This is a genomic window from Georgenia sp. Marseille-Q6866 (assembly GCF_965111665.1).
On the sequence record NZ_CBCOOR010000011.1, the window covers coordinates 102,475 to 123,349 of the forward strand.

The 20,875-nt window shown below is 73.4% G+C and carries 19 protein-coding genes; 11 read left to right on the top strand and 8 right to left on the bottom strand.

The genetic code is table 11. The features are described 5' to 3' along the window. Positions 1 to 106: 106 nt before the first annotated feature. Positions 107 to 1,120, top strand: a complete 1,014-nt coding sequence (locus ACWPXV_RS11040; protein ID WP_454085278.1) for a LacI family DNA-binding transcriptional regulator — start codon at positions 107 to 109, stop codon at positions 1,118 to 1,120. A 211-nt stretch (positions 1,121 to 1,331) separates the two neighbouring features. Here ACWPXV_RS11040 and ACWPXV_RS11045 read toward each other — a convergent pair whose 3' ends face one another. Then, on the bottom strand, positions 1,332 to 2,879 hold the full coding sequence (locus ACWPXV_RS11045; RefSeq protein ID WP_454085279.1) for an asparaginase: 1,548 nt from the start codon (positions 2,877 to 2,879) through the stop codon (positions 1,332 to 1,334). A 181-nt stretch (positions 2,880 to 3,060) separates the two neighbouring features. Between ACWPXV_RS11045 and ACWPXV_RS11050 the strand changes: the two genes are divergently transcribed. From ACWPXV_RS11050 to ACWPXV_RS11060, 3 genes are all read left to right on the top strand, one after another. Beyond that, a complete protein-coding gene (locus ACWPXV_RS11050; RefSeq protein ID WP_454085280.1) occupies positions 3,061 to 4,854 on the top strand; it encodes a glycoside hydrolase family 13 protein in 1,794 nt (597 codons plus the stop codon). A gap of 169 nt (positions 4,855 to 5,023) precedes the next feature. Continuing rightward, on the top strand, positions 5,024 to 6,010 hold the full coding sequence (locus tag ACWPXV_RS11055; protein ID WP_454085281.1) for an ATP-binding cassette domain-containing protein: 987 nt from the start codon (positions 5,024 to 5,026) through the stop codon (positions 6,008 to 6,010). Next, entirely contained in the window at positions 6,007 to 6,834 is an 828-nt protein-coding gene (locus ACWPXV_RS11060) for an ABC transporter permease (protein WP_454085282.1), read from the top strand. The genes ACWPXV_RS11055 and ACWPXV_RS11060 overlap by 4 nt, the downstream gene beginning before the upstream one ends. Positions 6,835 to 6,916: 82 nt before the next feature. On the opposite strand, the gene dusB is transcribed toward ACWPXV_RS11060, so the two are convergent. The 3 genes from dusB to ACWPXV_RS11075 form a co-directional block, all read right to left on the bottom strand. Further along, positions 6,917 to 8,131: a tRNA dihydrouridine synthase DusB gene (gene dusB / locus ACWPXV_RS11065; RefSeq protein WP_454085283.1), complete on the bottom strand. Its 1,215-nt coding sequence runs from the start codon at positions 8,129 to 8,131 to the stop codon at positions 6,917 to 6,919. 204 nt (positions 8,132 to 8,335) lie between these two features. Further along, positions 8,336 to 9,514 (bottom strand): YibE/F family protein, encoded by a 1,179-nt coding sequence (locus ACWPXV_RS11070; RefSeq protein WP_454085284.1) that lies wholly within the window; start codon positions 9,512 to 9,514, stop codon positions 8,336 to 8,338. A 185-nt stretch (positions 9,515 to 9,699) separates the two neighbouring features. Continuing rightward, positions 9,700 to 11,088 carry a glycine--tRNA ligase gene (locus ACWPXV_RS11075; protein WP_454085285.1) on the bottom strand — a complete coding sequence of 463 codons (1,389 nt, stop codon included), beginning with the start codon at positions 11,086 to 11,088 and terminating at the stop codon, positions 9,700 to 9,702. A gap of 228 nt (positions 11,089 to 11,316) precedes the next feature. Between ACWPXV_RS11075 and ACWPXV_RS11080 the strand changes: the two genes are divergently transcribed. From ACWPXV_RS11080 to ACWPXV_RS11100, 5 genes are read left to right on the top strand one after another with little or no spacing between them, the layout of a single operon-like run. After that, positions 11,317 to 12,309: a metal ABC transporter substrate-binding protein gene (locus ACWPXV_RS11080; protein ID WP_454085286.1), complete on the top strand. Its 993-nt coding sequence runs from the start codon at positions 11,317 to 11,319 to the stop codon at positions 12,307 to 12,309. 26 nt (positions 12,310 to 12,335) lie between these two features. Continuing rightward, on the top strand, positions 12,336 to 13,112 hold the full coding sequence (locus ACWPXV_RS11085) for a metal ABC transporter ATP-binding protein (RefSeq protein WP_454085287.1): 777 nt from the start codon (positions 12,336 to 12,338) through the stop codon (positions 13,110 to 13,112). Then, positions 13,109 to 14,014 (top strand): metal ABC transporter permease, encoded by a 906-nt coding sequence (locus ACWPXV_RS11090; protein ID WP_454085288.1) that lies wholly within the window; start codon positions 13,109 to 13,111, stop codon positions 14,012 to 14,014. Before ACWPXV_RS11085 ends, ACWPXV_RS11090 begins: the two co-directional genes overlap by 4 nt. Further along, a complete protein-coding gene (locus tag ACWPXV_RS11095; RefSeq protein ID WP_454085289.1) occupies positions 14,011 to 14,412 on the top strand; it encodes a Fur family transcriptional regulator in 402 nt (133 codons plus the stop codon). The genes ACWPXV_RS11090 and ACWPXV_RS11095 overlap by 4 nt, the downstream gene beginning before the upstream one ends. Then, on the top strand, positions 14,405 to 14,890 hold the full coding sequence (locus ACWPXV_RS11100) for a DedA family protein (protein ID WP_454085290.1): 486 nt from the start codon (positions 14,405 to 14,407) through the stop codon (positions 14,888 to 14,890). The genes ACWPXV_RS11095 and ACWPXV_RS11100 overlap by 8 nt, the downstream gene beginning before the upstream one ends. Positions 14,891 to 15,061: 171 nt before the next feature. Here the strand turns inward: ACWPXV_RS11100 and ACWPXV_RS11105 are convergent, their stop codons facing one another. After that, complete coding sequence (locus ACWPXV_RS11105; protein ID WP_454085291.1) at positions 15,062 to 15,841, bottom strand: isoprenyl transferase; 780 nt, start codon at positions 15,839 to 15,841, stop codon at positions 15,062 to 15,064. After that, the gene (gene recO, locus ACWPXV_RS11110; protein WP_454085292.1) at positions 15,838 to 16,569 is read right to left on the bottom strand and encodes a DNA repair protein RecO; all 732 of its coding nucleotides are present in this window, start codon (positions 16,567 to 16,569) and stop codon (positions 15,838 to 15,840) included. The genes ACWPXV_RS11105 and recO overlap by 4 nt, the downstream gene beginning before the upstream one ends. 135 nt (positions 16,570 to 16,704) lie before the next feature. Between recO and ACWPXV_RS11115 the strand changes: the two genes are divergently transcribed. Both ACWPXV_RS11115 and ACWPXV_RS11120 read left to right on the top strand, forming a co-directional pair. Next, complete coding sequence (locus ACWPXV_RS11115) at positions 16,705 to 17,238, top strand: flavodoxin family protein (protein ID WP_454085293.1); 534 nt, start codon at positions 16,705 to 16,707, stop codon at positions 17,236 to 17,238. Continuing rightward, a complete protein-coding gene (locus tag ACWPXV_RS11120; RefSeq protein ID WP_454085294.1) occupies positions 17,235 to 17,714 on the top strand; it encodes a GyrI-like domain-containing protein in 480 nt (159 codons plus the stop codon). The genes ACWPXV_RS11115 and ACWPXV_RS11120 overlap by 4 nt, the downstream gene beginning before the upstream one ends. Positions 17,715 to 17,764: 50 nt before the next feature. Here the strand turns inward: ACWPXV_RS11120 and ACWPXV_RS11125 are convergent, their stop codons facing one another. Beyond that, positions 17,765 to 18,994 carry an MFS transporter gene (locus ACWPXV_RS11125; protein ID WP_454085295.1) on the bottom strand — a complete coding sequence of 410 codons (1,230 nt, stop codon included), beginning with the start codon at positions 18,992 to 18,994 and terminating at the stop codon, positions 17,765 to 17,767. Between the two features lie 90 nt (positions 18,995 to 19,084). Further along, on the bottom strand, positions 19,085 to 20,800 hold the full coding sequence (leuA, locus tag ACWPXV_RS11130) for a 2-isopropylmalate synthase (protein ID WP_454085306.1): 1,716 nt from the start codon (positions 20,798 to 20,800) through the stop codon (positions 19,085 to 19,087). Between the last annotated feature and the right edge of the window lie 75 nt (positions 20,801 to 20,875).

Below are 20,875 nucleotides of genomic sequence, written 5' to 3' on the forward strand. Positions count from 1 at the left end.
CGCAGCGTAGGCCGCTCCGGCAACGGAGTGCAACATGTTGCAGTAACTTTCATGCAACGATTGCACCCGCACATCCGACGGACAGGACAGCAAGGAGGAGTCTGCGATGCAGGGACGCACCAGACTGACGGACGTCGCCGACCAGGCAGGGGTCAGCACCGCCACCGTGTCCCGGGTCCTCAACGGCAAGCCGGAGGTCGCCGCGGACACCCGCAAGGCCGTCCTCGCCGCACTCGACATGCTCGGCTACGAGCGGCCCGAGCGCCTGCGCGCGCGGTCGGCGGGGCTCATCGGGCTCGTCGTGCCCGAGCTGACCAACCCCGTCTTCCCCGCCTTCGCGCAGTCCATCGAGTCGGTGCTCTCGACCCTCGGGTACACCCCGCTGCTGTGCACCCAGTCCCCCGGCGGGACGACCGAGGACCAGTACGTCGAGATGCTCCTCGACCACGGCGTCGACGGCATCGTCTTCGTCTCGGGGCTCCACGCCGACACCGCGGCCGACGTCGACCGCTACGAGCGGCTGCAGTCCAAGGGCGTGCCCTTCGTCCTCGTCAACGGCTACACCGGCGAGCTCGACGCCGCCGCCTTCTCCACCGACGACTCCGGGAGCATGGAGCTGGCCGTGCGCCACCTCGTCTCCCAGGGGCACACCCGCCTGGGCCTGGCGATCGGCCCGGACCGCTTCGTCCCCGCCCAGCGCAAGCGCGCGGGCTTCGAGCGCGCGGTCGGTGCTCTCCTTCCCGACGGCGCCGGGCACGCCGTGCCCACCCTCTTCACCTTCGAGGGGGGCCAGGCCGCCGCCGGCATCCTCCTCGACCAGGGCTGCACCGCGATCATCTGCGGCTCGGACCTCATGGCGCTCGGCGCCGTCCGCGCCGCCCGCAGCCGCGGGCTCTCGGTGCCCGAGGACGTGTCCGTCGTCGGCTTCGACGACTCCCCGCTCATGGCCTTCACCGACCCGCCGCTGACGACGCTGCGCCAGCCGGTGGACGCGATGAGCCACGCGGCCGTCACGTCCCTCGTCGCCGAGATCAGCGGCTCGCGCGCCCCGCGCAGCGAGCTGCTCTTCGTCGCCGAGCTCATCGTCCGGGGCTCCACCGCGGCGGCGCCCCGCTCCTGACGGCCGGGCCGACCCGCCGCCCCTGCACGGATCCTGCGCACAGGTTCGTCACCGGGTCTCCGAGCGACACCTGTCCCGGCGTGTCGCCGGTGTGTCGCGCACCTGTGCGCAGATCAGCGACGGCGGCTGCACGGAGGCGGGCCGAACGGGAGGCTCGGCGCACGAGCACGCCGCGGGGAGGAGCCGCCCGGCCCTCCCCGCGGCGCTGGGCTCACTCCCCGGCGACCACCCAGGTCCGGCGACGGTGCAGCGCGTAGAGCGTGCCGCCCGCGAGGACCGCGAGCGCCGCGGCCGTCAGTGCCGCCTGGACCGGTGCACCGAGGGCGGGCAGCCCCCCACCACCACTCCCGCTGCCGCCGGCCCCGGCGGCGGCCTCCGTGTGGTCCTCCGAGCCGTCCGGCTCCTCACCGGCGGGCTGCTCCCCAGCGGGCTCCTCACCCCCGGGCTCCTCGCCAGCCGGCACCTCACCGGCCGGCACCTCGCCGGTCGGCTCCTCGGCGGTCGGCTCCTCGCCGGGCGTCGCGGGCGGCGTCGTCGGCTCGGTGGTGGGCTCCGTCGTCGGCTCCTCGCCCGGCTCGCCGCCCGGGGTGGGGCTCACGGTGCCGGCGAGGGCGGACTGGTCGAAGCTCGGCGTGCCGAGCGTGGCGAACCACTCGCGCGCCTGCTCGATGTCCTCGGTGAAGGCGCGGCTGAGCAGGAGCAGCAGGCGGGCCTTCTGCGGCAGCAGGTCCCCGCCGGCGATGATGCCCTCACCGCCGCCGTCGACGGTGCCGCTGCCGGTGCGGCTGGTGCTGACGAACCACACGCCCTCGGCGATCGCGGCGCGGCGCGCCTGTCCAGGCGCGGAGGAGATGCCGCCGGCACCGGTGCCCGCGGTGACGATGCCGGTGACCCCGGCCTGGGCGAAGGCGGTGATCGCCTCACCACCGGCCTGCTGGTAGTTGTAGAAGACCTCGGTGCGGGGCAGCGCGGTTGAGCCGAGCTCGCCGAGGTCGAAGGGCGTGAACCACTCCTCGTCGACGCAGTCGAGGACGCGCGCCGGGGCCCGCTGGACGTGGACGCTCGCGCCGTCGATCCAGCCCAGCGCACCGAGCTGGCGGGTGACGAAGGTGTCGTTGCGGGTGGTGTTGCCCTTGGTGACGTCCCGCGCCGCGTGGATCTCGTCGTTGAGCATGAGGACCGTGCCGAAGCAGAAGGTCTGCTGGCTCGCGCCCAGCCGCACGGCCTGGAGCAGGTTGGCCGGGCCGTCGGCACCGATGACGCCGGCCTCCCCGGCCGTCTCCCCCGCCGCCCACGGGCGCATGGCGCCGGTGAGGATCACCGGCTTGCGGTTCTGCACCGTGAGGTCGAGCCAGTAGGCGAACTCCTCCATCGTGTCGGTGCCGGTGGTGACGACGACGGCGTCGGACTCCTCCAGCGCCTCCTCCACCGTCGCGGTGAGCTCGCGGTACTGCTCGATCGTGTACCCGCCGGACCCGGAGTTGCCGAACTGGACGACGTCGACGTCGGCGAAGGCCCCGATCTCGGGCTCGAGCTGGGCAACCATGTCCGCCATCGGGTAGGTCCCGGCGCGGTAGCTCGTGAAGGTGTCGCGGCCCTCGGCCTTGCCGGCGATCGTGCCGCCGGTGGCGACGACCGTCACGCGCGGCAGGTCCTCCTCCGGGGCCGCGCCCGCCGCGGGCGCGAGCAGGAGACCCGCCGCGAGCGCGACGGAGGTGAGGGCGGTGAGGGCACGCGCCCGTGGGTGAGTCGTGTTCATGAGGCTCCTCGCGTGTGCGGCCGGGCGGGCCCCCGGTGGGCACACGGTCCCAACGAGGTGTTTCACGACCGTTGCACCCGCGCGTCGGCCACGTTTCGGCTCGCGGACCGTTGGGCGCGGCTCGGGAGCGCGGGTAACGTACTGCGGACCCCCTCCACCCCGCCGAGAGATGGACGCGCCCGTGACCGCCAGCCCTCACCTGCCTCAGACCCTCACCGGACAGGTCGTGCACCAGCCCACCGCCGACGCCGAGTGGTGGCGCACCGCCGTCATCTACCAGGTGTACCCGCGCTCCTTCGGGGACGCCGACGGCGACGGGATCGGTGACCTGCCCGGCGTCACCGAGCGGCTGGAGCACCTCGCCCGGCTCGGTGTCGACGCGGTGTGGCTCTCCCCCTTCTACCGCTCCCCGCAGAAGGACGCGGGCTACGACGTCGCCGACTACCGGGACGTCGACCCGCTCTTCGGGACGCTCGCCGACGCCGACGCACTCATCGCCCGCGCGCACGAGCTGGGCCTGCGCGTCGTCGTCGACCTCGTGCCCAACCACACCTCCGACCAGCACGTCTGGTTCCGCCAGGCGCTGGCCGACGGCCCCGGCTCGGCGGCCCGGGCCCGCTACATGTTCCGCGAGGGCGCCGGCGAGTACGGCGAGGAGCCCCCGAACAACTGGCAGTCCGTCTTCGGCGGCTCGGCGTGGACGCGCGTGAGCGAGCGCCCCGACGCCCCCGGCAGCAGCTGGGAGCGCGACGGTCAGTGGTACCTCCACCTCTTCGACTCCAGCCAGCCCGACCTCAACTGGGACTCCCCCGAGGTCCACGAGGAGTTCTGCAGCATCCTGCGCTTCTGGCTCGACCGGGGCGTCGACGGCTTCCGGGTCGACGTCGCGCACGGCCTGGTCAAGGCACCCGGGCTGCCCGACTGGGCCGGCCACGTGCGCATGGTCGAGGGGACCGACGTCGAGGAGGGGCTGGCCGCGGCCGAGGACGAGGTCCTCGTCCCCGACGCGAGCGACGACGTCCAGACCGGGCGCAGCCCGATGTTCGACCAGGACGACGTCCACGAGATCTACCGCGAGTGGCGCGCCGTGCTCGACGAGTACGACGGCGACCGCATCCTCGTCGCCGAGGCCTGGGTGGAGCCCCTCGAGCGGCTCGCGCTCTACGTCCGGCCGGACGAGATGCACCAGGCCTTCAACTTCAACTTCCTCGTCACGCGGTGGAGCCCCGCCGAGCTGCGGCAGTCGATCGCCGGCTCCTACGCCGCCAACGACGCCGTCGGCGCCCCCACCTCATGGGTGCTGTCCAACCACGACGTCGTGCGGCACGCCTCGCGCCTGGGCCTGGCCGAGACCGGCAAGGGCCCCAACGGGATCGGCGCCGAGGACACCCAGCCCGACGCCGAGCTCGGTCTGCGCCGCGCCCGCGCCGCCTCCCTCCTCATGCTCGGCCTCGCCGGCAGCGCCTACGTCTACCAGGGCGAGGAGCTCGGGCTGCCCGAGCACACCACCCTGGACGACTCGCTGCGCCAGGACCCGGCGTGGTGGCGCACCGGCCACGCCGAGAAGGGCCGCGACGGCTGCCGCGTGCCCCTGCCGTGGCGCTCGGACGCCCCGGGCCTGGGCTTCTCCCCCACCGGGCGCACCTGGCTGCCCCAGCCCGAGTCCTGGGCCGCGCTCGCCCCGGACGTCCAGGAGCAGCAGGAGGACTCCACGCTCAGCCTCTACCGCCGGGCCCTGGCCCTGCGTGCCGAGCACCGTCTCGGCGCCGGTGCGGTGGAGCTCGTGACGGCGGGCGAGGACGTCGTCGCCGTCCGCAACACCGGCGAGGACCGCCCCGCCGTCGTCGTCATGGCCAACCTCGGGACCGAGCCGGTCGCGCTGCCCAAGGGCCACGAGGTCCTCATCGCCAGCGGCCCGCTCGCCGGCGGCGCCCTGCCGACCGACACGACCGTCTGGCTGCGCGCCCAGGCCTGAGCCCCCGTGCCCCGCCGAGAGCCGGTCCCCCGTGCGGGGGCCGGCTCCCGCCGTTCGCGTGCCCGAAAAGTCCTGTTCGCGTGTCGGTGGCCGGGCGTAGCGTCGCTCCCAGCGATGAGTTCCGGGTCCGGCACCGGTCCAACCGACCAACCACGCGAAGGAGCCACCAATGGGAAACGGTCCAGCCATCGAGGCCGAGGGCCTCGTCAAACGCTTCAAGGAGACGACCGCCGTCGACGGCGTCGACCTCACCGTCGAGCGCGGCACCGTCTTCGGCCTGCTCGGGCCCAACGGCGCCGGCAAGACGACGATCGTGCGGATGCTCGCCACCCTCCTCGTGCCGGACGCCGGCACGGCACGCGTCCTCGGGCACGACATCCGCAGCCAGGCCGACGCCGTGCGCACCGACGTCGGCCTCACCGGCCAGTACGCCTCGGTGGACGAGGACCTCACCGGCACCGAGAACCTCGTCCTGCTCGCCCGCCTGTACGGCTTCTCCGCCGCCCGGGCCAAGCAGCGGGCCGCGGACCTGCTCGCCGCCTTCGACCTCGCGGACGCCGCGGGGAAACAGGTCAAGAACTACTCCGGTGGCATGCACCGCCGCATCGACCTCGCCGCGAGCCTCGTCATGAGCCCGCGGGTGCTCTACCTCGACGAGCCGACCACGGGCCTGGACCCCCGCAGCCGCAACCAGGTGTGGGACATCATCCGGCTCCTCGTCGCCCAGGGCACCACCGTGCTGCTCACCACCCAGTACCTCGACGAGGCGGACCAGCTCGCCGACCGGATCGCCGTCATCGACCACGGCCGGCTCATCGCCGAGGGCACCGCACCGCAGCTCAAGGCGTCCGTCGGCACGGGCACGGTGACGCTGCGGGTGGCCGAGCGCGCCGAGCGGCCCCGCGCCGTCGCCGTCCTCGACGACGTCCTCGGCACCCCCGTCACCGAGCTGCCCGACGGCCTGGGCCTCAGCGCCCGGGTGCCCGACCACGCTCCCGACTCCCCCGCCCGCGTGCTCGCCGCCCTCCACGCGGCGGGGGTCGCGGTGCCGGAGTTCTCCCTCGGCCAGCCCAGCCTGGACGAGGTCTTCCTCGCCCTCACCGGCAGCCCGGCCGAGGAGCCGGCCGAGCAGACGACAGCGGAGGCCACGTCATGAGATCCCTCGACATCGGTTCCAACACCGCCCTGCGCGAGGCCGTGGAGGTCCTCGACCGGCCCGGGCGCGCCTCGGCGGTGAGCTCGACGCTCACCTTCGCCCACCGGGCGCTGCTCAAGATCAAGCACGTGCCCGAACAGCTCTTCGACGTCACGCTCACCCCGATCATCTTCACCCTGATGTTCACCTACCTCTTCGGCGGGGCGATCGCCGGGGACACCCGGACCTACCTGCAGTTCCTCCTGCCGGGGATCATGGTGCAGACGGTGCTCGTCGTCAGCGTGTACACCGGCTTCACGCTCAACACCGACATCACCAAGGGCGTCTTCGACCGCTTCCGCTCGCTGCCCATCTGGCGGCCGGCGCCGATCGTCGGGGCGCTGCTCGGGGACACGGTGCGGTACACGATCGCCTCGTGCGTCACGCTCGTGCTCGGGCTGCTCCTCGGCTTCCGACCGGAGGGCGGGGTCACGGGGGTGGTGCTGGCGCTGCTGCTCCTGCTCGTCTTCGCGTTCTCGCTCAGCTGGATCTTCACGATCCTCGGCCTGGTCATGCGCAGCCCCAACGCCGTCATGGGCGTGTCGATGCTCGTGCTCATGCCGCTGACCTTCGCGTCGAACATCTTCGTCGACCCGCGGACGATGCCCTCGGGACTGCAGACCGTCGTCGAGCTCAACCCGGTGAGCCACCTCGTCACGGCGGTGCGCGGCCTCATGGGCGGCGTGGCGACGTTCTCCGACGTCGGTTGGGTGCTCGTCGCCTCGGCCGTGCTCACCGCGGTCTTCGCGCCGATCACCATGCACATCTACCGCACCCGCGGCTGACGGGGCCCCTCACCCCGGACCCTGCGCCGAGAGCTGAGTTGTTCCGCGGAACAGCTCAGCTCTCGGCGGTGCGGGGAGGCGGTCAGCCGCCGGAGATGGAGAGCTCGGCCTCGGTGAGGAGCCGGCGCAGCCGCTCGTCGATGTCCTGGCTCTCCAGCCAGGCCTCGGGCAGGTGCGGGACCTTCGGGGTCCCGGCGCGACCGCGCGGGCCCTCGGCGCCCTCGCCCGGGTAGGGCTGGGTGAGGTCGAGAGCGGCGAGGCGCTCGTCGAGCTCGGCGAGGGTGCTCACCAGGCCGAGCTCGCGCCGGGCGTCCCCACCGACGACGTAGCCCTTGAGGTACCAGGCCATGTGCTTGCGCAGCTCGCGCAGCGCCTTGGTCTCGCTCTCGAAGTGCTCGACCATGAGCTCGGCGTGCTTGCGGATGACGGCGGCGACCTCCGTGAGCCCCGGGCGCACCCGCAGCGGGGACCCGGCGAAGCCGGCGACGAGGTCGGTGAACAGCCACGGCCGCCCCTGGCAGCCGCGCCCGACGACGACGCCGTCGCAGCCGGTCTGCTTCATCATCTCGACGGCGTCCTCGGCGGACCAGATGTCCCCGTTGCCGAGCACCGGGACGCTGCGGACGGTCTCCTTGAGGCGCGCGATCGTCTCCCAGCGGGCCTCGCCGGAGTAGTGCTGGGCGGCGGTGCGGGCGTGGAGGGCGACGGCGGAGACCCCGGCCTGCTCGGCGATGCGGCCGGCGTCGAGGTAGGTGAGGTGGTCGTCGTCGATGCCCATGCGCATCTTCACCGTCACCGGGACCTCGCGGTCGCGGTGGCGGGAGCCCTCGCGCGCGGCGGCGACGGCGCCGGTGACGATGGCCTGGAAGAGGTCACGCTTCCACGGCAGGGCCGCGCCGCCGCCCTTGCGGGTGACCTTGGGGACGGGGCAGCCGAAGTTGAGGTCGACGTGGTCGGCGCGGTCCTCCTCGACGAGGAGGCGCACGGCCGCGGAGACCGTCGCGGGGTCGACGCCGTAGAGCTGGACGGAGCGGACCGGCTCGAGCGGGTCGGCGCTCACCATCCGCATCGTCTCCGGCGTGCGCTCGACCAGCGCCCGCGAGGTGACCATCTCGGTGACGTACAGGCCCGCCGGGGCGTGCTCGCCGGGGCGGGCGGCGGCGCGCGCGTCCTCGTCGAGGGCGGCGAGGCCGGCCTCGCGGCACAGCCGACGGAAGGGCGGGTTGGTGACGCCGGCCATCGGGGCCAGCACCACCGGGCTGCCCACCGACACCGGGCCGATCTGGAGGGAGGTCACCCGGGCATTCTCCCAGGCCGCGGCGAGGCCGTCATCGTGGGTGACCTCACGCCCGGTGCCCGGCACCGCTCGCGGGGCAGCCGTCCCCGTCGGCCGCGTCCCGTCTCGCTCGTCGACCTCCCCGCCTGCCCTCCGCGCGAGGTGAGCGACGGGGGGAGCTCGGAGGAGAACCGGGGAGCCCACGTGGTGGGCGCGGTCGCGGGCTCAGCGGGCGGCGGGCTCGGCGCGGGCGGCGCTGACGCGGACGAGGGCGGCGGCGATCGCCGTCGTCGCGGGGATGGCGAGGACGAGGCCGACGGAGGAGACGAGCGTGCGCACGACCTCCTCGGCGAGCTCCCCCGCCATGAGCGTGTCGAGGAAGGCGCGGTCGTAGGAGGCGGCCATGAGGAGCACGGGCAGGGCGGTGCCGACGTAGGCGAAGGCGAGGGTGTAGACCGTCGAGGCGATGTGGTCGCGACCGATCCGCATGCCGCCCGTCCACAGCCGGCGCCGGCCCATCGTCCCGTCCGCGGCGTGCAGCTCCCACACCGCCGAGGCCTGCGTGATCGTCACGTCGTTGAGCGCGCCGAGGCCGGCGATGACGATCCCGCACAGGAGGAGGTCCTGCAGCCGCAGGCCCGGGTAGGTGCCGAAGAGCATGAGCGAGGTCTCCGACGTCGTGCCGGTGAGGTTCGCGGCGCGGGTGCCCCACAGGGCCAGCCCCGTCGTCACGGCGAGGCCGATGAAGGTGCCGAGCAGCGCCGTCGTCGTGCGGATGGAGACGCCGTGGGCGAGGTAGACGGAGAAGAACATCATCGCGCTGCCCCCGACGAGCGCGACGGCGAGCGGCGGGGCGCCCGTCATGAGCGCGGGCAGGATGAACAGGACGACGACGGCGAGCGAGGCGCCCAGCCCGGCCATCGCCGCCAGGCCGCGCCACCGTGCCACGAGCAGGACGACGACGGCGTACAGGGCGGCCAGCCACCCGATCGGCACCGCCCGCTCGAAGTCCCAGAAGACGTAGGGCACTCCCGAGCCGAGGGCCGCGGGCGTGAAGAGCAGCCGGATGCGGTCGCCCTCGGCGGTGCCGTTCTCGAGGATCTCGGGCGGGACCTGGACCGGGATGACCTGCCCCTCGCCCTGGCCGGTGAGCAGCTCGGCGCGGACCTCGGCGCCCGGCGTGCCGGTCACCTCGACGACCTCCGCCGTCTCGATCGACATCCCGTCGGCGACGAGCGGCTGGGAGCCGACCGGGGTCTCCCCCGTGGGCCACATCCACGCGAGCCCGGCGAGGGTCGCGAGGAGCAGCGGGACGACGATCGCGGCGAGCACGAGCCGGGCGCGGCGGGCCTGGTCGGGCGGCAGCTGCGCGGGCGTCTCGTCGAGCACGTGGGTGTGGGTCATCGGGGCGAACCTAACCCGGGCCGCGGCGCCGTCGTCGTCACGACACCCCGCCGGCGCCCCCCCGCCACGACGCCAGACGCACCGTGCGCCCGTCGATGCCACTGTGCGCCCGGTAGACAGGGCGCACGGTGGACCAACGGGCGCACGGCGCGTGCGGCGGCCGCAGTCAGCGGCCGCCGCCTGGCTCAGGCGCCGACGAGGCGCTCGGCGAGGTAGCTGCGCACCTGGCTGAGGGCCACGCGCTCCTGGCCCATGGTGTCGCGGTCGCGGATCGTCACGGCCTGGTCCTCGAGGGTGTCGAAGTCCACGGTCACGCACAGCGGCGTGCCGATCTCGTCCTGGCGACGGTAGCGACGGCCCACGGCACCGGCGTCGTCGAAGTCGACGTTCCAGTACTGGCGCAGCTCGGTGGCGAGGTTGCGCGCCACCGGGGAGAGCTGCTCGTTGCGGGACAGCGGCAGCACCGCGGCCTTGACCGGCGCCAGGCGCGGGTCGAGCTTGAGCACGGTGCGCTTGTCGACCCCGCCCTTGGCGTTGGGGGCCTCGTCCTCGCTGTAGGCCTCGACGAGAAAGGCCATGAGCGAGCGGGTCAGGCCCGCGGAGGGCTCGATGACGTAGGGCACCCAGCGCTCGTTCTTGGCCTGGTCGAAGTAGGACAGGTCCTGGCCGGAGTGCTCGGTGTGGGTCTTGAGGTCGAAGTCGGTGCGGTTGGCGATGCCCTCGAGCTCGCCCCACTCGCTGCCGCTGAAGCCGAAGCGGTACTCGATGTCGACGGTCCGCGTGGAGTAGTGGGAGAGCTTCTCCTGCGGGTGCTCGTAGTGGCGCAGGTTCTCGCGCTTGATGCCGAGGTTCGTGTACCACTCGGTGCGCGCGTCGATCCAGCGCTGGTGCCACTCCTCGTCCGTGCCCGGCTCGACGAAGAACTCCAGCTCCATCTGCTCGAACTCGCGGGTGCGGAAGATGAAGTTGCCGGGCGTGATCTCGTTGCGGAAGGACTTGCCGATCTGCGCGATGCCGAACGGGGGCTTCTTGCGGGAGGTCGTCATGACCTGGCCGAAGTTCACGAAGATCCCCTGGGCGGTCTCGGGGCGCAGGTAGTGCAGCCCGGACTCGTCCTCGACGGGGCCGAGGTGGGTCTTGAGCATCATGTTGAAGTCGCGCGGCTCGGTCCACTGGCCCCGGGTGCCGCAGTTGGGGCAGGAGATCTCGGCGAGGCCACCCTCGGGTGCGCGGCCCTTCTTCTCCTCGAACTCCTCCTCCATCTGGTCGGCGCGGAAGCGCTTGTGGCAGGAGAGGCACTCGGTGAGCGGGTCGGTGAACACCCCGACGTGGCCGGAGGCGACCCACACCTGGCGCGGCAGGATGATCGAGGAGTCCAGCCCCACGACGTCCTCACGCGCCTGGACGACGGTGCGCCACCACTGGCGCTTGATGTTCTCCTTGAGCCCCACGCCGAGGGGCCCGTAGTCCCACGCGGACCGGGTGCCGCCGTAGATCTCCCCGGAGGGGAAGACGAAACCTCGCCGCTTCGCGAGGTTGATGACGGAATCCAGTCGGGAAGGCGCAGCGGCCACGTCAATCACTCCAAATGTCGTTGGTCCGCACCTGGCTGGTACGAACTGGGCAGACCCGCACCTGGCTGGCGCGAGCGTCGGACAGCCGCACCGCGGTGCGGACGTGGTGCCCGTCGGGCACCGACCAAACCTACCCCCGTGGGCGCGCGGGCCGTGCCCGCCACGAGCGCCCGGCGCCGAGCGCCCCCAGGTTGACAACGGTTCTCAGCAGTCTTGAGAATGAGTCTCATGAACCGAGCCCGCACCCTGTCCGCCCTCCTCGCCGTCCTCGCCCTCTCGGGCTGCGCGGCCTTCCAGGACCAGGGCAGCGGCGGCGGCACCACCACGGCGGCAGCGTCGGCCGGCGGCAACGTCACGGTCCTCACCGGCGTCTACCCGCTGGAGTACCTCGCCAAGGAGATCGGCGGGGACCGCGTCTCGGTCGGCTCGCTCACCCCGGCGAACGTCGACCCGCACACCGTGGAGCTGTCCCCGCGCACCGTCGCGGACATGGGGGCGGCCGGGCTCGTCGTCCACGTCTCGGGCTTCCAGGCCGCCGTCGACGACGCCGTCGCCGCCACCGGCGTGCGCGCCCTCGACGCCGCCGAGCACACCGAGCTCCTTCCCGCGGACGGCCACGACCACGGCCACGACGACGCGGACGGCGACCACGCCGACGGCGACGAGCACGCCGAGGAGGCCCACGACCACGAGGGCGAGGCCCTCGACCCGCACCTGTGGCTCGACCCCGTCCGGCTCGCCGAGGTCGGCGCCGCCCTGGCCGAGGAGCTGGCGGACATCGACCCCGACGGCGCCTCGGCCTACCGCGCGAACGCCGAGCGCGTGGCCGCCGAGCTCACCGAGCTCGACGCCGAGATCACCGCCGGCCTGGCCACCTGCGAGCGCGACACGATCGTCGTCGCCCACGAGGCCTACGGCTACCTCACCAGCGCCCACGGGCTCCACCAGGAGGGCCTGTCCGGCATCGACCCGGAGGCCGAGCCCTCCCCCGCCCGTCTCGCGGAGATCGCCGAGATCGTCAGCGAGCACGACGTCGACACCGTCTTCGTCGAGTCGCTCCTCAGCCCCGCCGTCTCCGAGGCGCTGGCGCGGGACCTGGGCCTGCGCACCGCCGTCCTCGACCCGCTGGAGAACCAGAAGGACACCACGGCCGACTACCTCGACGTCATGCGAGCCAACCTCGCCGCGCTGCAGCAGGCCCTCGGGTGCACCGCCGCGTGACCGGCGACGTGGCAGCATACGGACCCATGGCCCTGCCCGTGCGCGCCCGCGACCTCCACGTCACCCTCGGCGGCGCCCGCATCCTCCAGGGCGTGGACCTCGACGTCCGCGACGGCGAGATGGTCGCCCTCCTCGGCGCCAACGGCTCGGGCAAGTCCACCCTCGTCAAGGCCCTCCTGTCGGTCGTGCCCGTGAGCCGCGGCAGCGTGGCGATCTTCGGCACCGACGTCGCCGACCGTCGCCGCGTCCCGTGGCGCCGCGTGGGCTACGTCCCCCAGCGGGTGGGCGCGGCGTCCGGCACGCCGGCGACGGCGCTGGAGGTCGTCGCGTCCGGCCTGCTCGACAACCGTCGGCTGCGCCCGCCGCGCGGCTGGCGCGACCTCGCGATGGACGCCCTCGACGAGGTGGGCCTGGCGGAGCGCGCGCACGAGACGGTCAGCGTCTTCTCCGGCGGCCAGCAGCAGCGCGTCCTCATCGCCCGGGCCCTCGTGCGCCGCCCCGAGCTCCTCGTCCTCGACGAGCCGCTCACCGGCATCGACCGCGACTCCCAGGAGTCCCTCGCCGCCACCCTCACCGGCCTGCGCGAGCGCGGGACGAGCGTCCTCGCCGTCCTCCACGAGCTCGGCTCGCTGGCCGGACTGCTCGAGCGCGCCGTCGTCCTGCGCCACGGGCGCGTCGTCCACGACGGCCCGCCGCCGCCCGCCGCCGCGGGCCACTGCGGCCCCGACCACGAGCACCACCACCTCCACGAGGACGAGCAGATCGACCCGCACAACCCCGAGCTGCGGCTGGAGCTGTCATGACCGTCCTCCTCGACATGCTCGCCAGCCCGCTCATGCAGCGCGCGCTCATCGCCGCCGTCCTCGTCGGGCTCGTCGCCCCGGTCATGGGCACCTACCTGGTCCAGCGGCGCCTGTCCCTGCTCGGGGACGGAATCGGGCACATGGCCCTGACCGGCGTGGCGGTGGGCTGGCTCGTCGGTGGCGCCCTGGGAGCGACCCCGCACGACGCGCTCGCCGTCCCGGGCGCCGTCGTCGCCTCGATCATCGGCGCCGTCGTCATCGAGCTCGTCCGCGAGCGCGGGCGCACGAGCGGTGATCTCGCCCTCGCGCTCCTCTTCTACGGCGGTATTGCGGGTGGCGTGCTCCTCATCGGCGTCGCCGGCGGCACCACCGCCAACCTCAACGGCTACCTCTTCGGCTCGATCGCCACCGTGACGCTCACCGACCTGTGGCTGACGATCGGCCTGGCGGTCTCGATCCTCGCCGTCGGGATCGGGCTGCGGCCGGCGCTCTTCGCCCTGTCGCACGACGAGGAGTTCGCGCGCGCCAGCGGCCTGCCGGTGCGCCTGCTCAACATCGTCGTCGCGGTGCTCGCGGCGCTCACGGTGTCGGTGGCGATGCGCGTCGTCGGCGTCCTGCTCGTCTCCGCGCTCATGATCGTCCCCGTGGCCACGGCCCAGCTCGTCACCCGCTCCTTCCACGGGACGATGGCGGCGGCGATGGTCATCGGGCTGGCCGTCAGCGTCACGGGCCTGTCCGTCACGTACGTCTACCCCCTGTCCCCCGGCGCGACCATCGTCGTGCTGGCGATCGGGGTCTTCGGCGTAGTATCGCTGGCACGTCCGCTGCTCGGGCGCCGCAGCCCCGCGGCCGACCCGCACCCGGACGTCCAGGACGACGTCGAGCTTCGCGAGGCCTCATGAGACCCCGGATGACGCGGCAGCGCGCCGCGGTCAGCGACCTGCTCGAGCGCACCGACGACTTCCGCTCGGCCCAGCAGCTGCACGAGTCGCTGCGCGAGGCCGGCGACTCCGTGGGCCTGGCCACCGTCTACCGCACGCTCCAGGCGCTGGCGGAGGCCGGCGAGGTGGACGTCCTGCGCGCCGACGACGGCGAGGCCCTGTACCGCCGCTGCGAGAGCGTCAAGCATCACCACCACCTCGTGTGCCGCGAGTGCGGCACCACGGTGGAGATCAGCGGCGACGGCGTGGAGGCCTGGGCGGAGGAGATGGCCGCCCGGCACGGCTTCACCGCGATCGAGCACACCCTCGACCTCTTCGGGCTGTGTGCGCAGTGCTCCCGCCGGGCCGCCGGTGCCTGACTTCCTCACCGGCTGGCCCTTCTGGCTGGTCTTCGCCTTCCTCTTCTCCGGCGCGATGCTGCGCGGCCAGGGCATCTACTGGCTCGGGCGCCTGGTGACCGTCCAGGCGCTGCGCCACACCCACCCCACCGGCGGCTGGCGGCTGCGCGCCCACCGGGCGCTGAGCGGGCAGGGCGCCCAGCGGGGCGTCGAGCTGGTCCGCCGCTGGGGGCTCATCGCGGTCCCGGTCGCCTACCTCACGGTCGGGGTGCAGAGCATGGTGATGGCCGGCGCCGGGATCCTCCACGTGCCGTGGCCGCGATTCACCCTCGCGCAGCTTCCCGGCGCCCTCGCGTGGGCCACGATCTACTCCACCGTCGGCTTTGCGGTGTGGAACGCGGCGCTGGCCGCGGCAGCGGGCTCCCCGGTGGGCATCGCGGTGCTCGTCCTGCTTGCGGCCGCGGTGGTCGCCCTCGTCGTCCGCCGCCGCCACCGATGACCACCCGGGTTGGTGGTCGCGAGCGCTGAGTTGTTCCTGGCGCCCTCCGTAACAACTCAGCGCTCGGCGCAAGGGGGTGGTGGTGGTGGTGGAGGTCATGCCCGCGAGCGCTGAGTTGTTACTGGCGGCCGCCGTAACAACTCAGCGCTCGGCGCAAGGGGTGGGGGCGGGTTACTCGGTTGTCGTGGCGTCGACGGCGCCGCCGTAGCGGCGGTCGCGGGAGGCGTAGATCTCGACGGCGCGCCACAGGCTGCGGCGGTCGACGTCGGGCCAGTGCTCCTCGAGGAAGACCATCTCCGCGTAGGCCGACTGCCACAGCATGAAGTTCGACGTGCGCTGCTCACCGGAGGTGCGCAGGAAGAGGTCGACGTCGGGCAGCTCGGGCTCGTCGAGGTAGCGCGCGACGGTCCGCTCGGTGACCTTCTCCGGGTTGAGTCGCCCGGCGGCGACCTCCCGCGCGATCTGCTTGGCGGCGTCGGCGATCTCGGCGCGGCCGCCGTAGTTGACGCACATCGTCAGCGTGCACACGTCGTTGCCGGCGGTGAGCCGCTCGGCCTCCTCGAGCTCGGAGATCACCGAGCGCCACAGGCGGGGCCGGCGTCCGGCCCAGCGCACCCGCACGCCCCACTCGTGCATCTGGTCGCGCCGGCGGCGCAGCACGTCGCGGTTGAAACCCATGAGGAAGCGCACCTCCTCGGGGGAGCGCTTCCAGTTCTCGGTGGAGAAGGCGTAGGCGGAGACGTGGGTGACGCCGATCTCGATGGCGCCGGCCACGAGGTCGAGGAGGCTCGCCTCCCCCGCCTTGTGCCCCTCGACGCGCGGCAGCCCGCGCGCGTTGGCCCAGCGTCCGTTGCCGTCCATGACGACGGCGACGTGCCGCGGCACGAAGCGGGCGTCGATCGCGGGCGGACGGGCGCCGGAGGGGTGCGGCGGGGGCGGGACCGGGCTCACACGCGCTCCACGTGTCGCAGGGAGCGCAGCTGGCGCTCGAGGTGGTACTGGAGGTGCGCGGCGACGAGACCGGAGGCCTCGTCCCGCTCGCGCTGGGCGGCGGACTCGGCAGCGGGCCAGTCCCCCGAGAGGAGCGCGCCGAGGAGCGCGAGGGTCTGCGGCGCGGGCGCGGACGAGCCCGGCGGGCGGCAGCGGTCGCAGACCGCGCCGCCCTGGGCGACGTGGAAGGCGTGGTGCGGGCCGGGCCGGCCGCACTGGGCGCAGTCGTCGAAGCTCGGCGCCCAGCCGGCGACGGCGAGGGAGCGCAGGAGGTAGGAGTCGAGGACGAGGCTCGCCGGGTGCCGCCGCGTGGCCAGCGCGTGGAGGGCACCGACGAGCAGGAGGTACTGCTGCGGCGCGGGCTCGGCCTCCTCCTCGGTGAGCCGCTCGGCGGTCTCGACCATCGCCGTCGCCGTCGTGTACAGGGAGTAGTCCGAGCCGAGCGAGCGCCCGTAGGCGGCCTGGGACTCCACCTGGGTGATGATGTCGAGGCTGCGCCCGACGTGGAGCTGGACGTCGACGAGCGAGAAGGGCTCCAGCCGCGCGCCGAACTTCGAGCTCGTGCGGCGCACACCCTTGGCCACCGCCCGGACCCGGCCGTGGGCGCGGGTGAGCAGGGTGATGATCCGGTCTGCCTCACCGAGCTTGTGGGTGCGCAGCACCACGGCCTCGTCCCGGTAGAGCTTCACCGGTCCATTCTCCCCCGCCCGGTGCCCCGGCAGCGACCCGGCTCGCCGGTCTCCCGAGGAGCCCAAGGTCCCTTCTCCTCGGGCACGGCAGGCGCTAGCCTCGCAGCAAGACCTGCGCAGGTGGAGGTGGCCAAGATGGGCGCGGTCGTCGTGTACGAGTCCGAGCTGGGGAACACCGCCGCTGTCGCGCGCGCCGTCACCGAGGGTCTGGGCACCACGCTCGACGTCGAGCTCCTCGACGTCGACGCCGCCCCAGCACCTCACGAGATCGTGGCGGAGGTCCTCGTCGTCGGCGGCCCCACGCACGCTCTCGGCATGAGCCGCCCCAGTACCCGCCGCGACGCGGCAGCCCGCGGCGGGCGTGTCGTGACGACGGGCATCCGGGAGTGGCTCGCGACCTCGGGCCCGCTCAGCCTCGCGGTGACGGCCTTCGACACCCACGTGCGCCACCCCGACCTCCCGGGCCACGCGGGTCGCGGAGCCGCACGTGTCCTGCTCCGCCTGGGCGCGGAGCTCCTCACCGAGCCGGAGAGCTTCTACGTCCGGGACGCCGAGGGACCGCTGCTGCCCGGTGAGCTGGAGCGCGCCCGGGACTGGGGCCGCCGGATCGGCACCCTCGCCGCCCGCGAGCCCGCGGCCGGTACGCCCTCACCCGAGGAGAAGACATGACCGAGATCTCGCTCATCGACGTCGAGGAGCGGCCCACGGTCGGCGTCCGCCGCCGGGTGCCGGTGGCGGACCTGCCCGCCTTCCTCGAGGAGGTGTTCGACACGGTGGCCTCGCAGGTCGAGAGCGCCGGCGCCCACCTCGCCGGTGCGCCGTTCGCCCGCTACCGAGGAGTCTCGAGCGACGTCGTCGACGTCGAGGCCGGGTTCCCTCTCACCGAGCCCTGGACCGGGGCTGGCGACCTCGTGGCCGGCACGCTGCCGGCCGCGCGCGCGGTCGAGGCCACCCACCGCGGCGGCTACGCGCGGCTCCGCGAGACCTACGAGGAGATCGAGCGCTGGGTTGAGGAGCACGACCTCCACGTGCAGGAGGAGAGCTGGGAGCTCTACGAGGCGGGGCCGAGCTCCGACCCGGACCCGGACACCTGGCGCACCCACATCGTCTGGCCGGTGGCCGTGCCGGAGGTGGACGCAGGCTGACGGCGCCCCGCGGGGCCGGGGTCGCGGGCGCCCTCGCCGGGCCCGGGCGCTCAGGCCCGGCGGTGCCGCTGGGCCAGCACGGCGGCGCTCACGCCCGCGGCGCTGAAGGTGAGCACGGCCCCGAGGACGAGGACCAGCGGTCCGGTCCACCCGCCGGTCGCGGAGCTCAGGGCCCCGACGACCGGGCCGGCGGAGGCCGCGGCCACGTAGCTGCCGGTCTGGACGCGGGCGGAGACCGTGGCGGCCTCGCGGTCGCTGCCGCTCGTCTGGGCGATGATCGACAGGATCGCGGTGAAGGCGCCGCCGTGGCCGATCGCGCCGAAGAGCGACCAGAGGACGAAGGCGCCCGGCGCGAGGAGCAGGCCCACGGGCATGGCCACCCAGCTGACCGCGATGACGGCCATCGGGACCCACCCCGGCGTGCGGGCGGCGAGCAGCGGCACCCCGAGCGCACCGAGCACGGAGAAGAGCTGGAAGAGGGACGCGGCCGAGCCGGCCGCTGCCGGGTCCAGGCCCTGCGTGTCCGTCAGCAGCGTGGGCAGCCAGCCCGACAGGCCGTAGTAGGCGAAGGTCTGGCAGCCGAGGGCGAGGACGAGCAGCCAGGCGATGCGGCCGACCGACGGCGAGACACGCGTCGACGCGCCGCCCGAACGGGCAGCCGCGTCCGCGTCCGCGACGGCGGCCGACCGGCGCGCGCGCAGGCGCACCCAGTAGAGCAGGCCGACGACGGCGAGCACGCCCCACAGCGCCAACGCCCAGCGCCAGCCCAGGGCGTCGGCCAGCGGGACGGTGCCCAGCGAGGTGAGGGTGCCGCCGATGTTGAGCGAGGCGGCGTACAGCCCGGTGACGGCGGCGGCCCGGTGGTAGGGCACGTCACGGCGGATGATCACCGGGACGACGATGTTGCCGATCATGATCGCGGCGCCGATGACCACCGTCCCGAGGAACACGTTGGCCGTGCCCCCGGACGAGCGCACGATCGTGCCGGCGAGGACGCCGAGGAGGCACGCGAGCACCGCGCCGTCCGGACCGACCCGGCGGATGAGACGCGGCACGAGCGGCCCGGCGAGGGCGAAGCACAGGACCGGCAGGCTCGTCAGCAGGCCCGCGGTGGTGGAGGACAGTCCGAGGTCCTCGCGCAGCAGCCCGAGGACCGGGGCGGGCGCGAGGATCGGCCCGCGGAGGTTGAGAGCGACGAGGACGACACCGACGACGACGGCCCAGGGGACGACGCGACGGACCGTCGCGTCGGCACGAGCCGGGGAGGAAAGGGAGGCCATTTCTCCGATGCTAAGCCGACCGCCCCGAAACCCTGCCCTCGCCCGCTGCGCCCCGTGGGGCGCAGCGGGCGGAAGACGCAGTGGACGCAGCTAGCGCACCGCGCGGTTGACGGCGGAGACGATGGCCTGGAAGGACGCCGTCGTGATCGACGGGTCGATGCCCACGCCCCACAGCACCTGGCCGTCGACCTCGCACTCGACGTAGGCGGCGGCGGTCGCGTCGCCACCGGTCGACAGCGCGTGCTCGGCGTAGTCGAGGACGTTGACCTCGACGCCCAGTTCGGCGAAGGCGTTGGTGAAGGCGTCGACCGGGCCGTTGCCCGTCGTCGTCAGCTGCCTGGAGGTGGCGCCGTCGACCATCTCCATCGACAGCGTCGCACGCTCCCCCTCACCACCCGAGGTGAGGGTCGTGCCGCGCAGCGCGAAACGGCCCCACGGGGCCAGGCCCGAGCCGGCCGGCGCGGGCAGGTACTCGTCGCAGAAGATGTCCCACAGGCGCTCGGCGCTGATCTCCCCGCCGTAGGCGTCGGTGACCTTCTGGACCACGCCGGAGAACTCGATCTGCAGGCGACGCGGCAGGTCGAGGTTGCGGGTGCTGGCCAGCAGGTAGGCCACCCCGCCCTTGCCGGACTGGGAGTTGACGCGCACGACCGCCTCATAGCTGCGGCCCACGTCCAGCGGGTCCACCGGCAGGTAGGGCACGTCCCACGGCACGGCGGTCGCGTCGCCGCCGGCAGCGGCGACGCGCTCCTCGCGGACCGTGAAGCCCTTCTTGATGGCGTCCTGGTGGGAGCCGGAGAAGGCGGTGTAGACGAGGTCGCCGCCGTAGGGGTGGCGGGGGTGGACGTCCATCTGGGTGCACTGCTCGACGGTGCGGCGGATGCCGTCGATGTCGGAGAAGTCGATCTGCGGGTCGATGCCCTGGCTGAACAGGTTCATCCCCAGCGTGACGAGGTCGACGTTGCCGGTGCGCTCACCCTGGCCGAACAGGCAGCCCTCGACGCGGTCCGCGCCGGCCATGACGGCGAGCTCGGCGGACGCGACCGCGGTGCCGCGGTCGTTGTGGGGGTGCACCGACAGTGCGATGAACTCCCGGCGCGAGAGGTTGCGGCTCATCCACTCGATCTGGTCGGCGTAGACGTTCGGGGTGGCGCGCTCGACCGTGGCCGGCAGGTTGAGGACGATCTCGCGGCCGGCGTCGGGCTGCCACACGTCCATGACGGCCTCGCACACCTCCAGGGCGTACTCGATCTCGGTGTCGATGAAGATCTCGGGCGAGTACTCGTAGGAGAAGACGGCCTCGGGGTCGAGGACCTTCTCGGCGTAGGCCATGACCTCGCGGGTGCCGGCGACGGCGAGCTCCTTGGTGGCCTCGCGGCCGCCCCGGAAGACGATGTCCCGGAACACCGGCGCCGTCGCGTTGTACAGGTGGACGGTGCCGCGGGCGGCACCGACGAGCGAGTCGATCGTCCGCTGGATGAGCTCGGTGCGGGCCTGGGTGAGGACGGAGATCGTCACGTCCTCGGGGATCGCGCCGTCCTCGATGATCGAGCGGACGAAGTCGAAGTCGGTCTGGCTCGCCGCCGGGAAGCCGACCTCGATCTCCTTGTAGCCCATCGAGACGAGGAGGTCGAACATGCGGCGCTTGCGCGCGGGGTCCATCGGCTCGATGAGTGCCTGGTTGCCGTCACGCAGGTCCGTCGACAGCCACCGCGGCGCCTGGGTGATCCGGCGCGAGGGCCACTGGCGGTCCGGCAGGTCGATGCCGTTGACCTCGTGGAAGGGGCGGTACTTGCCGATCGGCATCCGCGTGGGCTGCTGGTCGTTGGAGAAGCTGCGGGTCTTCATCGTTCATCCACTTCGCTGTTGTCTGGTGCGCCG